At 38.2% G+C, this 19,350-nt stretch carries 17 protein-coding genes and 1 pseudogene; 10 read left to right on the top strand and 8 right to left on the bottom strand.

Translation table 11 applies throughout. The features are described from left to right. Positions 1-103 precede the first annotated feature (103 nt). Entirely contained in the window at positions 104-802 is a 699-nt protein-coding gene (locus NST21_RS22305; protein WP_340891328.1) for a polysaccharide deacetylase family protein, read from the top strand. A 689-nt stretch (positions 803-1,491) separates the two neighbouring features. Here NST21_RS22305 and NST21_RS28955 read toward each other — a convergent pair. Continuing rightward, positions 1,492-1,611, bottom strand: a pseudogene (locus NST21_RS28955) (cupin domain-containing protein); the annotation flags it as partial. 790 nt (positions 1,612-2,401) lie between these two features. After that, positions 2,402-2,848 (bottom strand): hypothetical protein, encoded by a 447-nt coding sequence (locus NST21_RS22295; protein ID WP_098175622.1) that lies wholly within the window; start codon positions 2,846-2,848, stop codon positions 2,402-2,404. A gap of 278 nt (positions 2,849-3,126) precedes the next feature. Between NST21_RS22295 and NST21_RS22290 the strand changes: the two genes are divergently transcribed. The 3 genes from NST21_RS22290 to NST21_RS22280 all read left to right on the top strand — a co-directional run bounded on the left by NST21_RS22290 (position 3,127) and on the right by NST21_RS22280 (position 7,142). Further along, positions 3,127-4,548 carry a phospholipase D-like domain-containing protein gene (locus tag NST21_RS22290; protein ID WP_340891325.1) on the top strand — a complete coding sequence of 474 codons (1,422 nt, stop codon included), beginning with the start codon at positions 3,127-3,129 and terminating at the stop codon, positions 4,546-4,548. A 492-nt stretch (positions 4,549-5,040) separates the two neighbouring features. Then, positions 5,041-5,892, top strand: coding sequence for an MBL fold metallo-hydrolase (locus NST21_RS22285; RefSeq protein WP_340891323.1), 852 nt, complete (start codon positions 5,041-5,043; stop codon positions 5,890-5,892). Between the two features lie 536 nt (positions 5,893-6,428). Next, positions 6,429-7,142, top strand: coding sequence for a Dph6-related ATP pyrophosphatase (locus NST21_RS22280; protein WP_340891321.1), 714 nt, complete (start codon positions 6,429-6,431; stop codon positions 7,140-7,142). 205 nt (positions 7,143-7,347) lie between these two features. Here NST21_RS22280 and NST21_RS22275 read toward each other — a convergent pair whose 3' ends face one another. The 5 genes from NST21_RS22275 to kynU all read right to left on the bottom strand — a co-directional run bounded on the left by NST21_RS22275 (position 7,348) and on the right by kynU (position 12,829). Beyond that, positions 7,348-7,980 carry a LysE family translocator gene (locus tag NST21_RS22275; RefSeq protein ID WP_201186453.1) on the bottom strand — a complete coding sequence of 211 codons (633 nt, stop codon included), beginning with the start codon at positions 7,978-7,980 and terminating at the stop codon, positions 7,348-7,350. A gap of 376 nt (positions 7,981-8,356) precedes the next feature. Further along, the gene (gene kynB, locus NST21_RS22270; RefSeq protein WP_340891320.1) at positions 8,357-8,983 is read right to left on the bottom strand and encodes an arylformamidase; all 627 of its coding nucleotides are present in this window, start codon (positions 8,981-8,983) and stop codon (positions 8,357-8,359) included. Between the two features lie 75 nt (positions 8,984-9,058). Then, positions 9,059-9,904, bottom strand: a complete 846-nt coding sequence (gene kynA / locus NST21_RS22265; protein WP_377377735.1) for a tryptophan 2,3-dioxygenase — start codon at positions 9,902-9,904, stop codon at positions 9,059-9,061. A gap of 75 nt (positions 9,905-9,979) precedes the next feature. Beyond that, positions 9,980-11,401 carry an amino acid permease gene (locus NST21_RS22260; protein ID WP_340891317.1) on the bottom strand — a complete coding sequence of 474 codons (1,422 nt, stop codon included), beginning with the start codon at positions 11,399-11,401 and terminating at the stop codon, positions 9,980-9,982. 150 nt (positions 11,402-11,551) lie between these two features. Further along, positions 11,552-12,829 carry a kynureninase gene (gene kynU, locus NST21_RS22255; RefSeq protein WP_340891316.1) on the bottom strand — a complete coding sequence of 426 codons (1,278 nt, stop codon included), beginning with the start codon at positions 12,827-12,829 and terminating at the stop codon, positions 11,552-11,554. Between the two features lie 167 nt (positions 12,830-12,996). Here kynU and NST21_RS22250 point away from each other — a divergent pair, with 167 nt between their 5' ends. From NST21_RS22250 to NST21_RS22225, 6 genes are all read left to right on the top strand, one after another. Continuing rightward, positions 12,997-13,611 carry a TetR/AcrR family transcriptional regulator gene (locus NST21_RS22250; RefSeq protein ID WP_098175631.1) on the top strand — a complete coding sequence of 205 codons (615 nt, stop codon included), beginning with the start codon at positions 12,997-12,999 and terminating at the stop codon, positions 13,609-13,611. Between the two features lie 664 nt (positions 13,612-14,275). After that, positions 14,276-14,620, top strand: a complete 345-nt coding sequence (locus NST21_RS22245; RefSeq protein ID WP_057219870.1) for a lmo0954 family membrane protein — start codon at positions 14,276-14,278, stop codon at positions 14,618-14,620. Between the two features lie 19 nt (positions 14,621-14,639). Then, positions 14,640-15,275, top strand: coding sequence for a PspA/IM30 family protein (locus NST21_RS22240; protein WP_340891310.1), 636 nt, complete (start codon positions 14,640-14,642; stop codon positions 15,273-15,275). Between the two features lie 161 nt (positions 15,276-15,436). Further along, entirely contained in the window at positions 15,437-16,183 is a 747-nt protein-coding gene (liaF, locus tag NST21_RS22235; RefSeq protein WP_340891309.1) for a cell wall-active antibiotics response protein LiaF, read from the top strand. Next, positions 16,180-17,226 (top strand): sensor histidine kinase, encoded by a 1,047-nt coding sequence (locus tag NST21_RS22230; RefSeq protein WP_340891308.1) that lies wholly within the window; start codon positions 16,180-16,182, stop codon positions 17,224-17,226. The genes liaF and NST21_RS22230 overlap by 4 nt, the downstream gene beginning before the upstream one ends. Next, the gene (locus NST21_RS22225; protein WP_056527172.1) at positions 17,219-17,860 is read left to right on the top strand and encodes a response regulator transcription factor; all 642 of its coding nucleotides are present in this window, start codon (positions 17,219-17,221) and stop codon (positions 17,858-17,860) included. The genes NST21_RS22230 and NST21_RS22225 overlap by 8 nt, the downstream gene beginning before the upstream one ends. A 208-nt stretch (positions 17,861-18,068) precedes the next feature. Here the strand turns inward: NST21_RS22225 and NST21_RS22220 are convergent, their stop codons facing one another. After that, a complete protein-coding gene (locus NST21_RS22220) occupies positions 18,069-19,232 on the bottom strand; it encodes an MFS transporter (RefSeq protein WP_340891307.1) in 1,164 nt (387 codons plus the stop codon). Between the last annotated feature and the right edge of the window lie 118 nt (positions 19,233-19,350).

The raw sequence follows: 19,350 nt of genomic DNA, 5'->3' as shown, positions 1-19,350 counted from the left end.
GAACTAAAGAAGGTTAGATAGTAAAAATAGCTGTTTAAGAGGGGTTAATGGTTTTTGTTATAATAAATAATTAAAAAAACTTTTAGAAAGAAAGGTTGTAATTATGAAAAAGAAATTAATATTTATTGGAATCGGAATACTGTTAGGTTTCATTCTATTATTTAGTACATATAAATTAATGAATTCTAGAACACACCAATTCTTCGGAGGGTTAACAGCAAAAGTCGAGACAAATCAAAAAGTGGTTGCTCTGACTTTTGATGATGGTCCATCGAAGAATGTAAATCAGATTCTACCATTATTAGATAAATACAATGTAAAGGCTACATTCTTCCTAATCGGTAACGAAATAGAAAGATACCCAGAGGAAGCTAAAAAAATTGTAGAAGCAGGACATCAAATTGGAAATCATACCTATTCTCACAAGCGAATGGTTTTTAAATCGTCCTCCTATATCAAAGAGGAAATCGAAAAAACGGATAAATTAATTCAAGACTTCGGATATAAGGGTGAAATTGACGTTCGACCACCCAACGGAAAAAAACTTGTAGGCTTGCCTTATTACTTAAATAAAAATGATAGAGACACTATAACCTGGAATATTGAGCCAGATAGCTATTACACTTCTGCTTCTGACAAAGTAAATTATGTGAAGGATCATATTAAACCAGGTTCGATTATCTTAATGCATCCTATGTATGATGATACTGGTAAAGAACTTCAAGCGATTGAAGGTGTATTAAAATTGTTATCAGAAGAAGGATATACATTTGTAACTGTTAATGAGCTTCAGGGTTTTTAAGTTATATAGCTATTAGTGTATTTTTAACTACCTGAATGAACCACTTCAAAAATCAGGGTTGCTGCGGCAACCTTTTTATTATGGTTTCTGGGCAAGTTATATTTCAATATTCACAGAATAGTACAAAATGTGGGGGGCATATTGTTTCTTAACGGAATGAATCTGTATTGTTTATTCTAATTATCACCAATATTTTTCTATGGTTTGATTTTCCTATTCTTTAGTATAAATAAAGATTTGAAAATGGGGCTGGTTACTTTGTATCGGAATAAAAATGCCGCTCTGATCATTATTTTGTGTATCCTGTTACTCTTATTTCTTGTTGTGATCGTTTTCCGCCACATTACTATATACTTCGTGTATAGTTCAGGCATCGGACCTTTATTATTTATCGGGGTAATAATTTTGACTATTGTTATTCTTTTTTTAAAAGGTTATAAGTAACCAGGATTTAATGGAGAAGAAGGTACTATCCATCAATAAGTGAGGTTGCTGCGGCAACCTTTTTGTTGTGTAACGAAAGGACCAGGTTAGTTACATTAAGACATCGACAAAAAAACACATTAAAAATCAATTGGTTTCTCATTAATATTTATGGATATTCTTTCACCTTTCCCATTTTGCCTTTCATTGTAAGCAGGTTCGGTACGGTTTGTATTTTGTGAGATATGATCTCTATTATTAGAGGGATTTTTTGTAGGAGGACCAATTACGACCGACTCTTTAACTGGCGATAATGAATCGGCTATTTTCTTTGAATCGACACCATAGGAAAGTTGGAAAACTTCTGGTGGAGTTAGACGTAACATACATTGGATGGATCAAGGTGGTGCAGGTACGATAGGGTGGTTCGAAATTTATAAAGATGGCCGTGTAGTGGAAGAATAAGGGGTAAATCACGTAAAAATTGTTCTCTAGTGGGATTTTTTATTAAAAAAACATGGATAGTAATACTGAAATTAAATATATCTATATTTTTCTATAAATAACAATAAAATACATATATAATGAATATGGACAGCAATTTGGTATAGTGGGCAGCGGTGACTCCTTTAAGAAAGGGGGTGTCGCTGGTGATTTCTATAATGGACGGTTTGATGCTTATGATCTCATTCGCCTCTTTAATCGTCGCAGTAATCGCGGTTACATTAAAAAAGTAACCCCCTCCATACCATCCGGCCAGATGTATGTAGGAAAAGGGTTACTTTCTTGATCGAGTAGCTACTGACTTACCACAGAAAGCCGCTGCTCTTTATGCAGTTTGCTGTTCATTAAGACGCTGGTTTTTACCAGTGTCTTTTTTTATATATGATAGTTATCTTTATTATATCCTCATTTTACCTTTACATTCAACTAAAAAACATGGCAAATGGAGTTAGGCCTAACGGTAACGGACATGAAGTTCAATTCATTTTCATTAAATCTTGAAGTTATTTCAAAGCAGATCTTGCACAAAACGAAAGGCTTTGCTGCCGGTGCCCGTTATCCAGGCCGTATCTAGGAACTTGAAGGCTTGGTAAAATGCCCGAAGTGAAATAAAAAAAGCACTAAAGCTTGCGGAGTCCAAGAGGATCCACTTTAGGGCCATGTATAACCAGATTAGATTTTTGTTAAGTTCTTGTCAGATTCCAGTTTGTATAACTTCATTCCCTTGTACGAGGTAATCGAAGGAATCAAACAAAATAGCGCCATGGGTAAACAATAAAGTATATAGACATGTCCTCCATTTTGGAGCAAGGGGATATACGCTAAAGCCGCAAAGAGCAAAACGAAAAAAATGATTGTGAAGATCCCGAAAGATTGATGATAGAAAGCATAAATTTCACTTCTTCGTTCTTCTTGATTGTGTGAAGTCTTTGCAGCTTTGTTTGTTCGAAGGAATAGGTATAAGGAGACTAAGAGAAATAAAGCGGAAAATGGTAAAGCTAAAGCAAATAATGAAACGTCTAGAATGGAAAGATAAAAGCTAGATAAAAAGAACACTTCGGAAACACCTAATGCAAAACAATAATTGAAAATACTTATCTTATCAGGTCGTTTAATCATGAAATCCCTCCTTCTATATAATAGTATGCAACTGCTTACATGTTCACCACTCTGTCACATTTAAATGGGAAATAAAGTTTCATCTAGGATTCAAGAGTCTTTAAGTCCGGTACATGTATCCTTATGTGGAAAAAGGAAATGAATATCAATAAGCCCCACTGGCTAACTAGTCAGAGGGGTTATTTTTATGAGGATTTATATTGCTTAAAGATATTGTATAGAGTCATTACTTATTACAAATAGTAATAGAATATCGTTTATTAAGGAGGGAATGAACTGTGACTGCAAAAATGGTGATTAAAGGATTGCTGATTGTTCTTCTGCTATATTTCCTTTATGTCTTAGTGACGGCGGTAGTTCTTTTCTACTTCCCCAAAGAAAAAGAAGAAGGGAAAATGATAAACAACGTAAGTACCTTTATGGGGGATGAGGAGTCGGTGGATCGTGTGCTGCTTCTCGAAAACGGTTATGAGTCAGGACTTGCTCGAATGGAAATGATTCAGGATGCACAAAATTCAATTGATATATCCTATTACTCTATTGGAAAAGGCGAGTCAACAGAACTTCTACTTGGAGCCATTATTGATGCTGCTGATCGTGGTGTTCGGGTTCGAATCCTTCTGGACGGAATTTGTTATGGCCTGAGAGGAGAATTAAGAAACGCCCGTTATGCTCTGGCATCGCATGAAAACATTGAATTAAGGTATTATGAAACTTTTAAGTTATTTAAGCCTTGGACATGGCACAATCGCCTTCATGACAAGATTATGACTGTAGATGGTAAATTAGGTATTATCGGGGGTAGAAATATCGCCGATAAGTATTTAGCGAGCAAGCCGCCTACAGATTTTGTCTACGACCGGGATGTAATCATCTTCAATGCTAAGCAAGAGAAGGATAGTGTGATTGTTCAGATGAAGAACTATATGAATGAACTATGGAATCATCCATATACAAGTGAGGCTAACCTTACGAAAAGACAAATGGACAAAGGAAAACGAGCAATAGATACATTATCAAGTCAATATAGTGAGGCGATACAAACTAAAGTGGATTTTGTTAATCCATCTATCAATTGGAGCACTTCAACCACTCCAACAAATCGAGTGTCCTTCATTCATAATCCGATTGAACGATTTAATAAACAACCTTTTGTCTGGCGAACTCTTATTGATATTGCAACGAAAGCCGATAAGTCCATCTTGATACAGAGTCCGTATGTTGTACCTGCAGATGCGATAATGAAGTACGTACCAGAGAAAATGAATTCAACTGCCGACTGGACAATACTCACTAACTCTGTGGCATCAACTCCGAATGCCATAGCCTTTTCTGGATACTTGGGACTTAGAGATAGTATCGTAAAGACAGGTGTACGACTTTATGAGTATTCAAAGCCCTATTCATTACATGCTAAATCGGTTGTATATGATCAACGATTAAGTGCAGTTGGCTCCTTTAACTTGGATTCACGATCTGCGCTTTTAAATACGGAATCAATGGTGGTCATTGATGGTGAGGAATTTGCAGCACAGTTGACAGGAGCTATAGAGACTAGAATCTCTGAAAGTACGCTTGTTGCGAACAAGAAAAGGTATATTGAGCCACCTAAAGATCAGAAAATGGACGAGTCTTTTTTCAAATCCACACTATTAAATGCTCTTTCAAAAGTTACTGTATTTTGGAGAAGATTTATTTAAATAACTGTTGCCATTTTTCTCGTTTATTATTGGACATAAATAAATAGCACGGAGAGGCATAAAGACAGCAATTCAGTGATTGTTGTCTTTTTGTTTGGAGAAATAGTATACCAAGCTTGATGGAACGAAAGAAAATTATATGAAATTCAACATATTGGAAACCTTAATTATTATAATGATAGAAATAAAGCTAACGCTATAAAATGAGTTTCTGAAAATATCTATAGGAGGAGATTTATGAGTCTTGATAGGAAGATTGAACAATTGATTCAGAAGTTTAATCCACAAATCAAGTTGCTTAGAACATGGAAGTTACAAGGTGGTGTGTCTGCTAATTAAAGGGGATGATTTCAACGCTTATCATCGTAACAGAATAGGTGAATTTTTTATGGGGATAATTAGCTAATCAACAGATGTGTAATTTTGCTATACTTAAGCAAGCTGATTGAAGTTTTGGTCAGATAATTAAACTATCCTAAGGAGAACAGAAACATGCAAACTTTACAGCATCTATCGAAACATATTGTCTACCTGACTCCAGTGGGAGAAACTGATCGGCCCATTCTCGCCGCCGTTTCTGGAGCTAAGAAAACTATCATCATTGATGCCGGTAACTCTGTCCAGCATGCACAGCTTTTTCAGGACGAATTACTACAGGCTAATATAAGCGGGAATTTTCTTGTTCTTACCCATTCCCACTGGGACCATGTATTTGGACTGGAAAATGTGAGAATTCCGGTAATTTGTCAGGAGAAAACTTACAACAATATTAAAGATATGCAGCAGCTTTCATGGGAAGATCACGATCTTGATCAACGGGTCGAAGCAGGGATTGAGATTCCATTTTGTGCCGATGCAATCAAATTGGAACTCGGGACAAAGAGAAATATTGACCTGCCGTTGCCTGATATTATCTTTGAAACAGCGATTACCATTGATCTTGGCGGTATAACCTGTGTAATTGAACACGTTGGTGGTGATCATGCAGCAGACTCTTGCATCATTTATGTTCCGGAGGAAAAAACATTATTTCTAGGAGATTGTCTTTATGCCAATCTTTATGCTGAAAAATGGAATTATACGGCTGAACAAGCTTTGCTGCTCATTAAGAAGATTGAAGCCTATGATGCCGATACATATATACTCTCCCATCACGAAAAGCCTAGCACGAAGCAGGAAATGGAGAACGAGCTAAAGCTAATGAAAGATTGTGCAAGGCTTGTCGTCAACTATCAGGGAAATCGTGATTTAATGGAGCAGGAATTGGCCAAGCAGCTAAACCGGAAATTAACCGAAAGTGAACTCGAAACAGTTGGTTTTTTTGTAAACGGATATGCTGAATAATTACGAGGACTAAAAGCGGCTATATATGGTGCTGATGTAGCTTTGATCAAATTAATACAAGAAACCCAGATAAATGTATAAATAGAAAGGGCATGTTTTGAAAAAAGATTAATCAAAACATGCCCTTATAATATTTATTCTTTTATAAAAAAGTTTGATCATTTTTGTGTTCCTTAACGAGCTAACGCACCCGTTAGTTCTATAATAAAAGCGATTCTTATTAAAGAATCGCGCCCTTTAATGAAAGATCGTCCTGATCACTATTGCAGTAGTAATTTCAAGAAAAGCCTCCTTTAGCGGTATGACTTATCTTTTCTCTGTCGACAATGAAGTAGTTTCTTTGAGATAATCTTCTCTTTTCTTCATCATTAGATTTCAAGTTTTTTTTGTATCAGGGTGCAATAATATATTATCTGTAAGGTCCAATAGTGATAAAACCAAACAAATAGAGCTATGAAACCTCATATATAAAATATGATATTGGCTAATAACAGGCATCGTGAAAAAAGTCATTAGAATAAAGGGGAAAGATAGGAATGGCAGAATTAATGGATTGGAAAAATAGTGCTCGCGGGCATAAATTTATAGCTTCTTTTAGCGGAGGAAAGGATAGTGTCTTAGCTCTATATAAAGCAGTGAAGGTTGGAGAAGCAGTTGGATTGATCGTCATGCTGGAAGAAGAAGGGAAACGTTCCAGATCCCATGGAATGCCTCCGGAACTCATTCGTGCCCAAGCTAAATCTATAGGTTTGCCCGTATATACTGCAGCTGCAAGTTGGACAGATTATGAAAAAGTATTTATGTACCTTTTAGACAAAGCTAAAAATCAAGGAGCAGAAGTGTTAGTAACTGGAGACTTAGATATGCCTGCTCATGGCTGTTGGCATGAAAAGGTTACGAAGAATGCTGGATTAAAGCTTGGGATGCCTTTATGGGAAATGAACCATCGTGAAGCTGTCGAAGAGTTCATAAATCTAGGATTTGTAACGATAATTGTAACTGTTAATTTATCATTCGGAATGCGAGAGAACGATTTAGGGCGAACATTAACCCATGAATACGTGAAGGAGCTTGAAGCCCGTGGTATTGACCCCTGCGGAGAAGGTGGAGAATTCCATACAACAGTAATAGATGGGCCCATTTTTAAATTTCCTATTCCAGTTCGTAAATGTGAGATTATTAAGGACGGAGAATATGCTTTTTTGCCCTTAGAGCTAGATCAGATGGCGGACGGTGCAACTTTTTTATAACCGGTACGAATTTATTTCAAATCCACAGCTGATTATTTTCTAGGGCCAGACAATCGCTTTTGTCCGACGTTACGGCCGATTGCATTTTGTAATCATTAGATGGGAAATTTCAAATAGAACTTGAAGTGAGTGTATCTCTAAGTCATCTAATTATCCTTCAATAAAAGCCCCTTCGTTTTATCAACGAAGGGGCTTAAACAGCCAATTAATTATGAGCTTTTTCTAGAGCTAGTTTTATCCCAAAACCTATCAGTATAGCACCCGTTATTCCTTCAAAAATCGCTTGTGTTCTAGGCTTTTTCATAAAAGCACTAATCTGATTCAATAAATAGATATAAAATACAAACCACACTAAGGTTAATACGGTATACGTTAAACCCATTATAAGAAACGGTAAAAATGTATTGGTTCCATGATCAACAAACTGTGGCAAGAAAGTTAAGAAGAAAACTGCCACTTTAGGATTCAGTAGGTTGGTAAGGAACCCTTGCTTAAAGTAAGACTGGTTTTCATACTTATTTTTGACAGCCGTTTCAGTGGTTGCTGCCACTTCCTTGTTTTTTAATCCCCATAACGTCTTGATGCCTAGATATACCAAGTAAACGGCACCGACGTATTTGAAAATAGAAAATAATAAAGCGGATTTTACAATGATTGCTGAAAGGCCAAACACTGCAGCTGATGTATGAATAAGAAGTGCGCAACACGTACCAAACATCGTTTTAAAACCTCCCGTTGTCCCAACGGTAACGGTATTCCTTGTTGTTATTGCTGTATCTGGACCAGGTAGAATAATGAGAAGAATACACGTAATCACAAACAAATAAAAGTTTTCCATTTATGGACCTCCATTCAAAGATGAAAATTCTAAAAATTGTTACATTTAATTTAACATAAATGAACGTAGTTTGGGGAGGTAAATAAGTAAGCCGAATTCCTGTAAGTAGTAGTTGTGATCATGTGAAAAAACTATGAAACACAGCATTAATAACCTCTTAAATAAAGAATGGACTGAAATCTATCTATGATTTTGATTTTTTTTATCGAACTAAGGGAGGAGATAATAATGTTATGGGAACCTTTTCTATAAGTAGGGGATGAATAGCAATTCTCCATGGGCACCTTAATTAAAAAAGATAAAAAAAACAAGCCGAATCATTTTTGTGACTCGGCTTGTTTTTTTTTATTTAAACCTAGTGAAAATCTATTTCTTTTTAGGGTAATTTTTTCAACACAGCACGTACCGGACTGCCATCTGCTTCAACTAATGGAAGTGGGAGGGCTGCTAATTCATAATCCCCTGGTAACACATCAGATAATACAAGCCCCTCCAAAATGTGAATTTCATGCCCAGCAAGTTCATGATGGGCAGACAGTTCTTTACTATCTAATGGATCTACTGATGGTAAATCAAGACCAATAAGACGAACACCGAGTTCTGAAAGATAAGCCGCTAATTCTGGTTGGATATGAGGAATAGTTTGTGGAAACACACTTCGATCCCTCCATGCATCTGTGCGAATTAACAGACGGGTCACTCCTTCTAGATCTATATTGGATAATTCATTGACTCCGATACTTGTCTTGTTTGGTAAATGGATAACTCGGGCACTTCCGATATATAAATCGAGATCAAGTTCAATCACTCTTTTTCCATCGTTATCAAAATGAAAAGGTGCATCAATATGAGTACCAGTGTGTATACTCATATTGATTTGGCCTACATTGACAGATCCACTTTCCTCTTTACTCCAATTGACTTTGTATGAGAAAGGTGTATCTCCAGGCCAGACTGCGACATTTTCATCCAGACGTTGTGAAATATCAATCCATGTACCCATGCATCTTACCTCCATCTCATCTGGCTATTGCTTTCTTGCCACTTTTTCAAAAAGAATAACCTACTTAATTTCTTCTTATAGCTTCGTTCTTAGGCTCCATAGTTCTGGGAAAAAGTGTTGGTCTAGAGCTCTTTTTAAATACGTAACACCTGATGATCCACCAGTTCCTTGTTTATGACCAATAATTCTTTCCACAGTACTCATATGATTAAAACGCCATAATTGCTGTTGATTGCCAATGTCCACTAACTTCTCGGCCAACTCATATAAGTCCCAATATTGCTCGACATCGCGGTAAACTGTCAGCCACGCTTCTTCTACACTGGTATTTGGTTCATATTTTTGTGACCAATCCCTATTAATAGCTTCTTGATCAACAGGTAGTCCACGGGCCACAAGAGCATTAATCGCCGCGTCATAAATACTTGGCTTATGAAGAGCCTGCTGCATTTGCTCGTATAGATCTGTCTGATGTTGATAGACTGATAGCGTATGAACATTTTTGTTACCTAGTGCAAATTCAATCAAACGATTCTGATAAGATTGGAATCCAGAAGATTGTCCTAGTTTATCCCTAAACTCCATGTATTCAGCCGGTGTCAAAGTTGAAAGGACACTCCATGACTGAATCAATTGCTGCTGAATTCTCGAAACGCGCGACAGCATTTTAAACGAAGGTTCCAACTTGTTTTGGCGTATACACTCAGTTGCTGCTGTCAACTCATGTAAAATGAGCTTCATCCATAATTCACTCGCTTGATGGATAACGATAAATAGCATTTCATCATGATGATCGGAACATCTATGTTGACTAGTTAAAATCTTATCAAGGTGGAGATAATCTCCGTAAGACATCGATTTTTGAAAATCGGTTTGAATTTCTTTCTCTAGACCAGTTATTGTTTGTTCATTGTTATCCATTTTCTTCATTCCGCAATCCCCTCACTTTTCATATTCAAAAAACTGTGATTTCTCCATACTATTTTTTCCGTCATTCTATTCTATCTTCTCTTCCAGAGTTTCCTCCACTACATTATGATTAATATTTCTTCTTTTCGAAACAAAATAAGCGACAGATAAAAATAGTAACCAAGGAATCCCGAATTGAAGCATAATTTTGAAATCTGTAAACCATGTCGTAATCATTAAGCTAAATAGAAGAACGGCTCCTAGTATCGTTAAATAGGGAAAACCGATCATCCTTACCGGTAACTTGCGTCCGCCTGTTTTCTCCCATTTCACCCTGAAAAACAAATGAGAAATGAAGATCATAAGCCATGTGAACATAGCACCGAACATGGAAATCCCCATCATGAAGGCATAGGAGGAACCAGGAAGTAACGCATGAACGCCTGCAGCAATAAAAATCCCAGTGGTAGAGACAGCAAGTGCTTTTGCCGGAACGCCTCTTTTGTTTAGGTTTCCTAAAAAGCTGGGTGCATGTTTTCCACGCGCCAATGAAAACATCATACGAGTTGAAGCATAGAGCTGAGCATTCATGGCAGATAAAGCAGCCGTTAAAATAATAAAGTTCATGATCCCGGATGCACCTGGAATGTTCAAGATTTCCATCACTTTTACGAATGGACTCTCCTCGATCCCAGCCGTTTTCCACGGAACGATCATCAACATGATCCCAATTGTCAACACATAGAAGGTGGATAAACGGAAGACAGTCGCTTTCAATGCTTTTGGAACAGCTGCATCTGGATCTTTTGCTTCTCCTGATGTAACCGCTATCATTTCAGTTCCAAGAAAGCTGAATAAAGAAATAAATACGGCTATCCACATCCCCTTTAAACCAAATGGGAAAAAACCGCCTTCATTCACAAAGTTTTCCGGTCCTATATGTGGCTGTTCGGATGAACCGAATAGTACATAGGCTCCAAGGAGAATAAAACCAACAATGGCACTTATTTTAATAAAGGAGAACCAATACTCAAATGTAGCGAATGTATTCACGCTGGTAGCATTTACATAAATCAGGACACCTGCAAACAACAAAATCCATACGATTCCCGGCACGGTCGGAAACCAATATTTCATATACACGCTGACTGCACTTACTTCAACCCCAACAGCCAAAACATTGCCAATCCAATAGGAATAGCGGACAAGATAGCCTGCCATAGGAGTCATGTACTTTTCAGCAATAGCTCCAAAAGAACCGGAAGTAGGATGGGCAACCGTCATTTCGGCTAAACAGCCCATCAACAGCAAAACAATGAACGCCCCGAGTGCATAGCTGAGCAATACACTTGGCCCTGCCGCTTGAATGGCAAGCCCGCTGCCAAGGAATAGCCCTGTCCCGATGGCACAGCCCATCGCGATCATGGAAAGCTGATTTGTTTCTAAATCACGTTTTAACCCTTTCTCTGGCCCATCTTTAAAGTTCAATTGAGTATTTTTGTTCTCCATAGTTCATCCCCTTTTTTTTCAAAAAGACTTTATCCTACCCTAATGGGCAGTGAGTTCCCACTTCTTTAAGCGCAGGCTAACCGCCTATAATAACCGACTGATTCGACACTAACCATTAGAGGGATGAAGACTCCTCTGGCGGAATTCACGTTATGCAACTACTTCACGTTCATTCTTGAATTTTTCATATTGTTTTTCTGTCATGATTTTTTTGAGAATTTGTACCACTTCCCAAACTTCTGCGAAGGAAGTATAGAGTGCAACTGGAGCAAGACGAATGATGTTTGGTGCTCGAAAATCCGGAATCACACCGTTTTCTTTCAATGCCTTACAAATGCGTGCAGCTTCTTTATGCTCGAGGCTCACATGACCTCCGCGACGTACGTCTTCTCTAGGAGTTCCAATGAAAAACCCCAGGTCTTTCAACTCGAGTTCGATTAAGTCTATTAAATATTGATTAATTTTAAGAGATTTTTCCCTAATATTCTCTATACCAGCTTCTATAAACATTTCTAATGACCCAATCAAAGGTGCACAACTTAATACATGTGGCGTTCCAATTTGATAAGCGCCTGCTGATTCAGCTGGTGTTAATGTATGTTTCATATCGAATTGTTTATCTTTTCTAGACCCGAACCATCCAGCCAATCCAGGCATCGTTCCAAAATGTTTTCGATTTACATATAAGCCGCCAACACCGCCAGGACCGCCATTTAAATGTTTATAATTGCACCAATACGCAAAATCCACACCCCATTCACTGAATGAATGCGGGATCGCACCAATAGAATGACATCCGTCAAATCCAATTAATATTCCTCTTTTATGAGCTTCATCAGTTAATCGTTTCATATCCAATATTTGACCGCTGCGGTACAGTACTGTTGGCAAGACGATTAAAGCAATATCATCGGTCATTGCTTCGATAATATCATCCTCTTCAAGAAATCTTCCATCGCGACTTTTCACACGGATGAGATCGGTTTCCGGATCGTATCCATGTGTACGCAGCTGACTTTGAAGAGCATAAATATCAGTCGGAAAGGTTAATTCATCTGCTAAAATTTTTGTGCGCATTCCTTCAGGCTTATAAAAAGTAGCTACAAGTTGATGCAGATTTACAGTTGTCGAGCCGGTTACAATAACTTCCTCAGGAGAAGCTCCCACTAATTGGGCAATCTTCGCGCCCAATTTCTCTGCCATGAAAAACCATGGGTGATTCCCTTGTGTCCATCCATCAATCCCATGTTCTTTCCAATCTTCTAAAGATTCCAAAAGAGTACGTTCAGCTCTTTTCGAAAGAAGCCCCAATGAGTTTCCATCCATATAGATGGAATTTGGCTTTAAATAAAACTCTTCACGATAACAACGAAGGGTATCTTCTTTATCCATTTGTTTTGCGTAATCTTGAAAGCCGTTTGAAAGCATAATTATCCTCCCTTATTCTATTTTTCTTATAATTCTAGGAGAATCGTACCAAAGAATATGACACGATGTCAATAAGTTAATTCAGAAAATTATAAACATTAAATTATTCAAATGTTTTTTATTTTTATTGAAATCCTTTATGCTAGAAGATAAGGGGAGGAATAGGCATGGATAATGGTAAAGTAGGGGATAAACGACATTTGCGCTCAATTATGACACGTCAAAAGTTATTAGAAGCTGCAAAGGAAATATTTCTTGAAGAAGGTTTTCAAGCTGCGGTTATTTCCCAAATGATCAAAAAGGCAAACATCGGGTATGGAACGGCCTATGTTCATTTTAAAGGAAAAGAGGATCTTTTAATTGTATTAATGGAGAATGTTATGGAGCAATTTTATGAAATTGCCGAGACCTCTTTCTTTCCAAAATCGAAGGACGAAGCAGAGCGTATTATAAATAAACAAGCTAATGCTTTTTTAAAAATGGCAGAAGCTGAACGCAATATGATGCAAGTTTTCGAGCAGGCTATTGGGATTTCAACTGTTATCTCAGATAAATGGAAGGCAATCCGTGTAAAGTTTATACAGCGAATTTCTAAGGACGTTGCCTATGCACAGCAAAATGGGCTAGCAAGAGCTGAATTAAACCATGAGCTTGTTGCAAGAGGTTGGTTTTTCGCAAATGAAATGTATCTTTGGGAAATTGTCCGAAACGAACATCAGAGTTCTGTCGAAGAAATTGCTAAAACCATCACGTCTGTTTACGTCGAAGGTCTTTATCTATAACTTTATTTTTAGACAATAAGCAATGAATATATATTTTACTAAAAGCATGCATGTCAAGTAATCTTCCGGTTTTATACAGTCGGAAGATTTTATTTTATTTAATCAAGGTTTTACAACTACTTTAAAGGCTTTCCCACTACACACCTCTTATCGGAAAACTTCTTATACAACCACTTATAACCAAAACCAGCTGAATTCACGAGTAAAACGACTGAATTCACGAGTAAAGCAGCCAAACTCACGAGTAACCTCTCAAACTCACGAGTAAAACGCCCAAACTCACGAGTAAAACGCCCAATTCACGAGTAAACCTCTCAAACTCACGAGTAAAGCAATCAAACTCACGAGTAAAACGCCCAATTCACGAGTAAACCTCTCAAACTCACGAGTAAAACGCCCAATTCACGAGTAAACCTCTCAAACTCACGAGTAAAGCAGCCAAACTCACGAGTAAAACGCCCAAAGTCACGAGTAAAACGCCCAACTCACGAGTAAAACGCCCAAATTCACGAGTAAACCTCTCAAATTCAGGAACAAAACGCCCTCGTTAGTGTGAGGCTTAGTACCACTACGCCTTAAGTCTTACTTAAAAATATAGCTAAGGCTCATTATACGAACTTGCAAAACTAGATAAGATAGAAACAAGGAAAGGAGGACGAAAACAATGAAGAAATTTGGTTTATTTATTGTAGGGCTGATCGCATTATTTATCTTGCTAGCGAATGTGGGTCCATTAATCAGCTTGGCGATTTGCTTAGCTATTCTATATTTTGGATTCAAACAGTTCATGAAGTCCGAATCGACAGGAGCCAAAATTGCCTGGGGATCAATCTCCCTTATCGTGCTAATAGTTGCTGTTTCTCATATCCCAGCGATATTAGGTCTGGTAGCAGCTTACGTTCTTTACCTCGTCTATAAAAAATGGAATAAAAATGATGAAATTGTATCGAAAGAAACAGACCCATTCTCGAATTTTGAAAGAGAGTGGAAAGAGTTAAATAAAAACTAGGAGAAGGGATGGAATTGGAATGAGTAATCTATTTTCAAGAATGAAACAAACGATTTCAGCGGATTTTCACGACTTGTTGGATAAAAAGGAGCAAAAAAATCCAATTGGAATGTTAAATCAATATCTGCGTCAATGTGAGCAGGAGGCAGAGAAGGTCGGAAAGCTGGTTGAACGTCAATATCTACTGAAAGAAGAGTTCACTCGTGAATATAGTCAAGCGCAAAATCTAGCTGAAAAGCGTAAACATCAGGCTGAAATTGCTAAGCAGGCTGGAGAAATTGATTTAATGGAATTCGCCTTAAAGGAAAACCTGCACTATGAAGATCGGGCGCTAAGTTTGAAGGAAGCGCAAAAAAGTGCAGAAGTTCAGTTAGATGAACTGGAGCGGAAATATGAAGAAATGAAGCATAAGCTCAAGGATATGCATCTTAAGAGAATGGAACTGATGGGCAGGGAGAATATTGCCCGGGCAAACCACCGGATCAATCGGGTTTTGAATGCTGGTAGCTCCGATGCCAAACCGATAGCGATGTTTGATGAAATGGAGCAATATATCGATCGTATTGAGAATCAAGTCCATTCAGATTATAATCGACATACTATCGATGCCAGGATTGTCCAGCTTGAAAAGGAAATGGAACAGAAAGAAGCATAGTCGATTTCTTATTAAAGCTTTGCTGTTATCCCCCAACTACTTGGAATCGAAGGTGGGGGAAAACAGTCTGTTATAACGTGATAAATTCATGGTATTCTTAAAAGGCACGGGTTCCTGTGCCTTTTAAGAATATCATGATAACTTACAGAGGAGGCGAACCGATGTTGAACAAAATGAAAACGGATTATATGGGTTGGATCTTTCTCATCGGAATCGTCCTGCTTATTTTAGAGATTTCATTTAAGGGTGGAGGTCTCTTTTTTTCCCTAGCATTTTCAATTGGACTTATCTATTTAGGAAGGAAATTTTTAAAACGGACAATTGGGAAAATCCTTTTTTATATAGGAATAATATCTCTTATTATTACTGTTCTGAATATGTTCGTCTTTAGATTTTTCCTAATAGCAATTCTTATTTATCTATTACTTCTTTATTATCAATCGAAAAAAAATCCTGATTGGATCAATCCCGTTTTAACCAATGAGGGGTTTGACGAAGAACGGATCAATAAAGAGCGATTATTGAAAACCAATTATCTATTTCAAAATAGGTTGTTCGGTCATCAACAAACGGCCGAACATGTATATGAATGGAATTCCGTAAATGTTCAGGGTGGGGTCGGTGATACAGTTATTGATTTAAGCCGGACGATTTTACCGAAAGACGACGCTGTCATTTCCATCAGAAATATAGTTGGTAATATCACAATACTAGTACCGTATGGTATTGAAATCAGAGTCCATCATTCGGTCATTGCAGGTAGAGCACGGATTTTTGAAAATAAGCCTGAATCCAGGGTATTTAATCAAATCTATTCATATCAAACGGAAGGGTTCAATGAAACGGATCAAAAGGTTCATATCATCACTTCTATCTTAGTTGGGGATTTAGAGGTGAAGCGGGTATGAGTATACTGACACGTCAGATATTGAGTGCCCTTTGTGTTTCTTTCGTTCTTTCCCTTGCCTTGCCGGCAGCGGTTTTCTTTGTTTTTCCTTTATCTGACTGGAGATTATTGTGGGATAAAGTGGTCATGGGGTTACCCTTCGTCATATTCCTGCCAAGTCTGGTCATTACGGTAGGGCTGATCTATGGAGTCGTTTCAGGGATGTTTTGGAAGAGGCAGCTGCAAAGGATGGATGAAGGGCTTTATTTACTTGAACAAGGCCGCTTACCTTCGCAACAGGAAATGTATCCAGTCCAAGAGATGGCTAAAATGGTTGAACGGATGAATCAGATCCATAAGCATATCAATGAGCAGACAAAATTATCTCAAAAAATGGCGAATGAAAAGGCCATTGATCAGGAGAAACAGATCCAGGAAATTGTTTCACAGGAACGAAACCGTTTGGCGCGGGAACTGCATGATTCAGTGAGCCAGCAATTGTTTGCCGCTTCGATGTTCATGTCGGCCATTACAGAGTCACAATCTAATATGGAAAAAACGGAAATGAAACAATTCAAGGTAGTGGAAGAGATGATCCATCAATCACAGCTCGAAATGAGGGCTTTATTGCTGCACCTGAGACCCGTCGCGTTAAAGGGAAAATCATTGCAGGAAGGAATGAAGGAGCTCCTTGAGGAATTGGCCCAAAAAGTGACGATGGATATAAATTGGAAGATGGAGCCCGTTACTCTGGATAAGGGGATTGAGGACCATCTGTTTCGGATTTTACAAGAATCGATTTCCAATACACTAAGACATGCAAAAGCGAACTCGCTTGAAGTGCTATTGATCGTTCGTGATGGGTTGATCATTTTACGGATTACAGATGATGGCATCGGCTTTAACGTCGAGGAATCGAAAACCGGATCATATGGTCTGCAAAACATGCATGAACGGGCTGTTGAATTAGGCGGAACGATGAAACTGGTAAGTGTTCCTAATAAAGGAACACAACTTGAAGTGAAAATCCCATTATTAAATACTGGAGGTGATCATGATGATTAAAGTATTATTTGTCGATGACCATGAAATGGTAAGAATAGGGGTGTCTGCCTATTTATCCGCACAAGCAGATATCGAAGTGATTGGTGAAGCGGACAATGGTTTGAAGGCTGTTGAACTGGCAATGGAGTTGCGTCCAGATATCATTTTGATGGATTTGGTCATGCCAGAAATGGACGGCATAGAAGCGACTAAGCGAATTATTGAAAAATGGCCTGAAGCAAAAATCATCATTGTGACAAGCTTCCTGGATGACGAAAAAGTATATCCGGCATTGGAAGCCGGTGCGACAAGCTATATGTTGAAAACATCAAAGGCCAGCGAAATTGCGAGAGCCGTTCGTTCCACCTTTCAAGGGCAAAGTGTACTTGAACCGGAAGTGACTGGGAAAATGATGGAAAAGTTACGTCGCCCGCAGAAAACTCAGCTTCATGAACAATTGACAAATCGTGAAATGGAAATTTTGCTGTTGATGACACAAGGGAAAACGAATCAGGAAATTGCGGATGAACTATACATAGCCCTGAAAACAGCCAAAGTACATGTCAGCAATATATTAAGTAAGCTTGCGGTGCAGGACCGCACTCAAGCTGTGATTTACGCATTTAAACATTCGCTCGTTCAAGAAGAACAGTGATATTGAAAAACCGGCTTCAATTTTCAGGGATTTATAAAAATGACAGACAAGCCGAACAAAACAAGTACTCCCTAATTTGTTTCTCCATGCTAATGATAACGGTTGTCTCCTTATATCGTTAATGGGAACTTCATTTAAATGCAAAAAGAGCATGTTTTGATTAAGTTTAATCAAAACATGCTCTTTTTTATACAGTTATGTTTTCAGATTATACAGCTTCCTCTGCAGTATCGAGCCTCTTGCCATATATCCGATAAAGAACCAAGGCAAATACCATTCCTATAAAGGAGATGGAGGAGATGAACAGGTAAAGAGTCTTGCCTCCGAAAGCCCCATATATTGCTCCGCCTATATAAGAAGCAATGATTCCCGAAACTCCAAAGAACAATAGCGCCAGTACGGTCTGGCCTGTGGCACGCCACTCCACCGGAACAATCCGATACAGGTACTGAATGGCAGCAGAGTAGAAGATCGGGAAAGTCAATAGCTGCATGACTTGCAAATAAGCTAATAGATGTGGATCGGTAATCCAGGCAGAGACGAAGTAACGAATAAAGAAAAACGCAGCTGCGAACGAAATAATAATGATTTCCTTACCTTTACGCAGCCACCAGAAGCTTAAGGCGAAAACAACAATTTCACTTCCTGCTGCTAAGAACCAGGTCAAGCCTACAAGCTTGGCACTTCCTCCAAGTTCACGGATATATACTCCGAGGAAAGTATCATTCATCCTTGCTGGAACAGCACAGATAAAGACCAATAACAAGAAAAGAAGAGTCTCTTTATTACTGAAAAAATGCTTAAGGCTCTTTAAGGAGACAGGTTTCCCTGAAACGGGTGCATCAGGCATCATCCAGCTGACAATAAAACTGATCAAACCTATGACGGCAAAAAGTAAGGCCAGGCTGTTTGCTCCGAAATATGACATAACATAGCCAGTGATCAGTGAGATGACCGCATAACCCAATGCACCATATGTCCGGATGGAACCGTAACTGATCCCAGATTTCTCCGCAATGGTAAAGTTGAGGCTTTCCGTCAGGGGATCAATCGGCATCAGAAAGAAATAAAGCAGCATGGCAAACAGGATGAGTTGAAGATAACTGCTTGAGTCATATAGAAAATATCCGATTACGCTCGAGAAAAAGATAAGTAACAACAGGACTTTACGTATAGTCCTCGTTTTGTCGCTGATCATTCCCCATAAAGGCTGGGTAATGAGGGTGACAAAACCTCCTGTACCAATGATGAATCCGATTTGGGCTGGACGCAAACCTTGATCAGCCAGATAGACTGGGAGAAACGGAATGAAAATGGCAAGCAGTCCAAAATATAAAAAGTTAAAACTTTTTAATAATCGTAGTGCTTTCATAAAAAGTATGATACCTCACGTGTTCTATAGATTGGTTTAATTTCAACTTTGTTATTGTAACATTGATGACAGTTTTTGAAAAAATAGATTTTATTTTTATGGATGGAAATAGATAGAT

The sequence above is a fragment of the Peribacillus sp. FSL K6-1552 genome, assembly GCF_038005205.1.
In the GTDB taxonomy this organism is placed as follows: domain Bacteria; phylum Bacillota; class Bacilli; order Bacillales; family DSM-1321; genus Peribacillus; species Peribacillus butanolivorans.
Note: the sequence above shows the minus strand (reverse complement) of the source record. Positions and strands in the feature narration are given on the sequence as shown.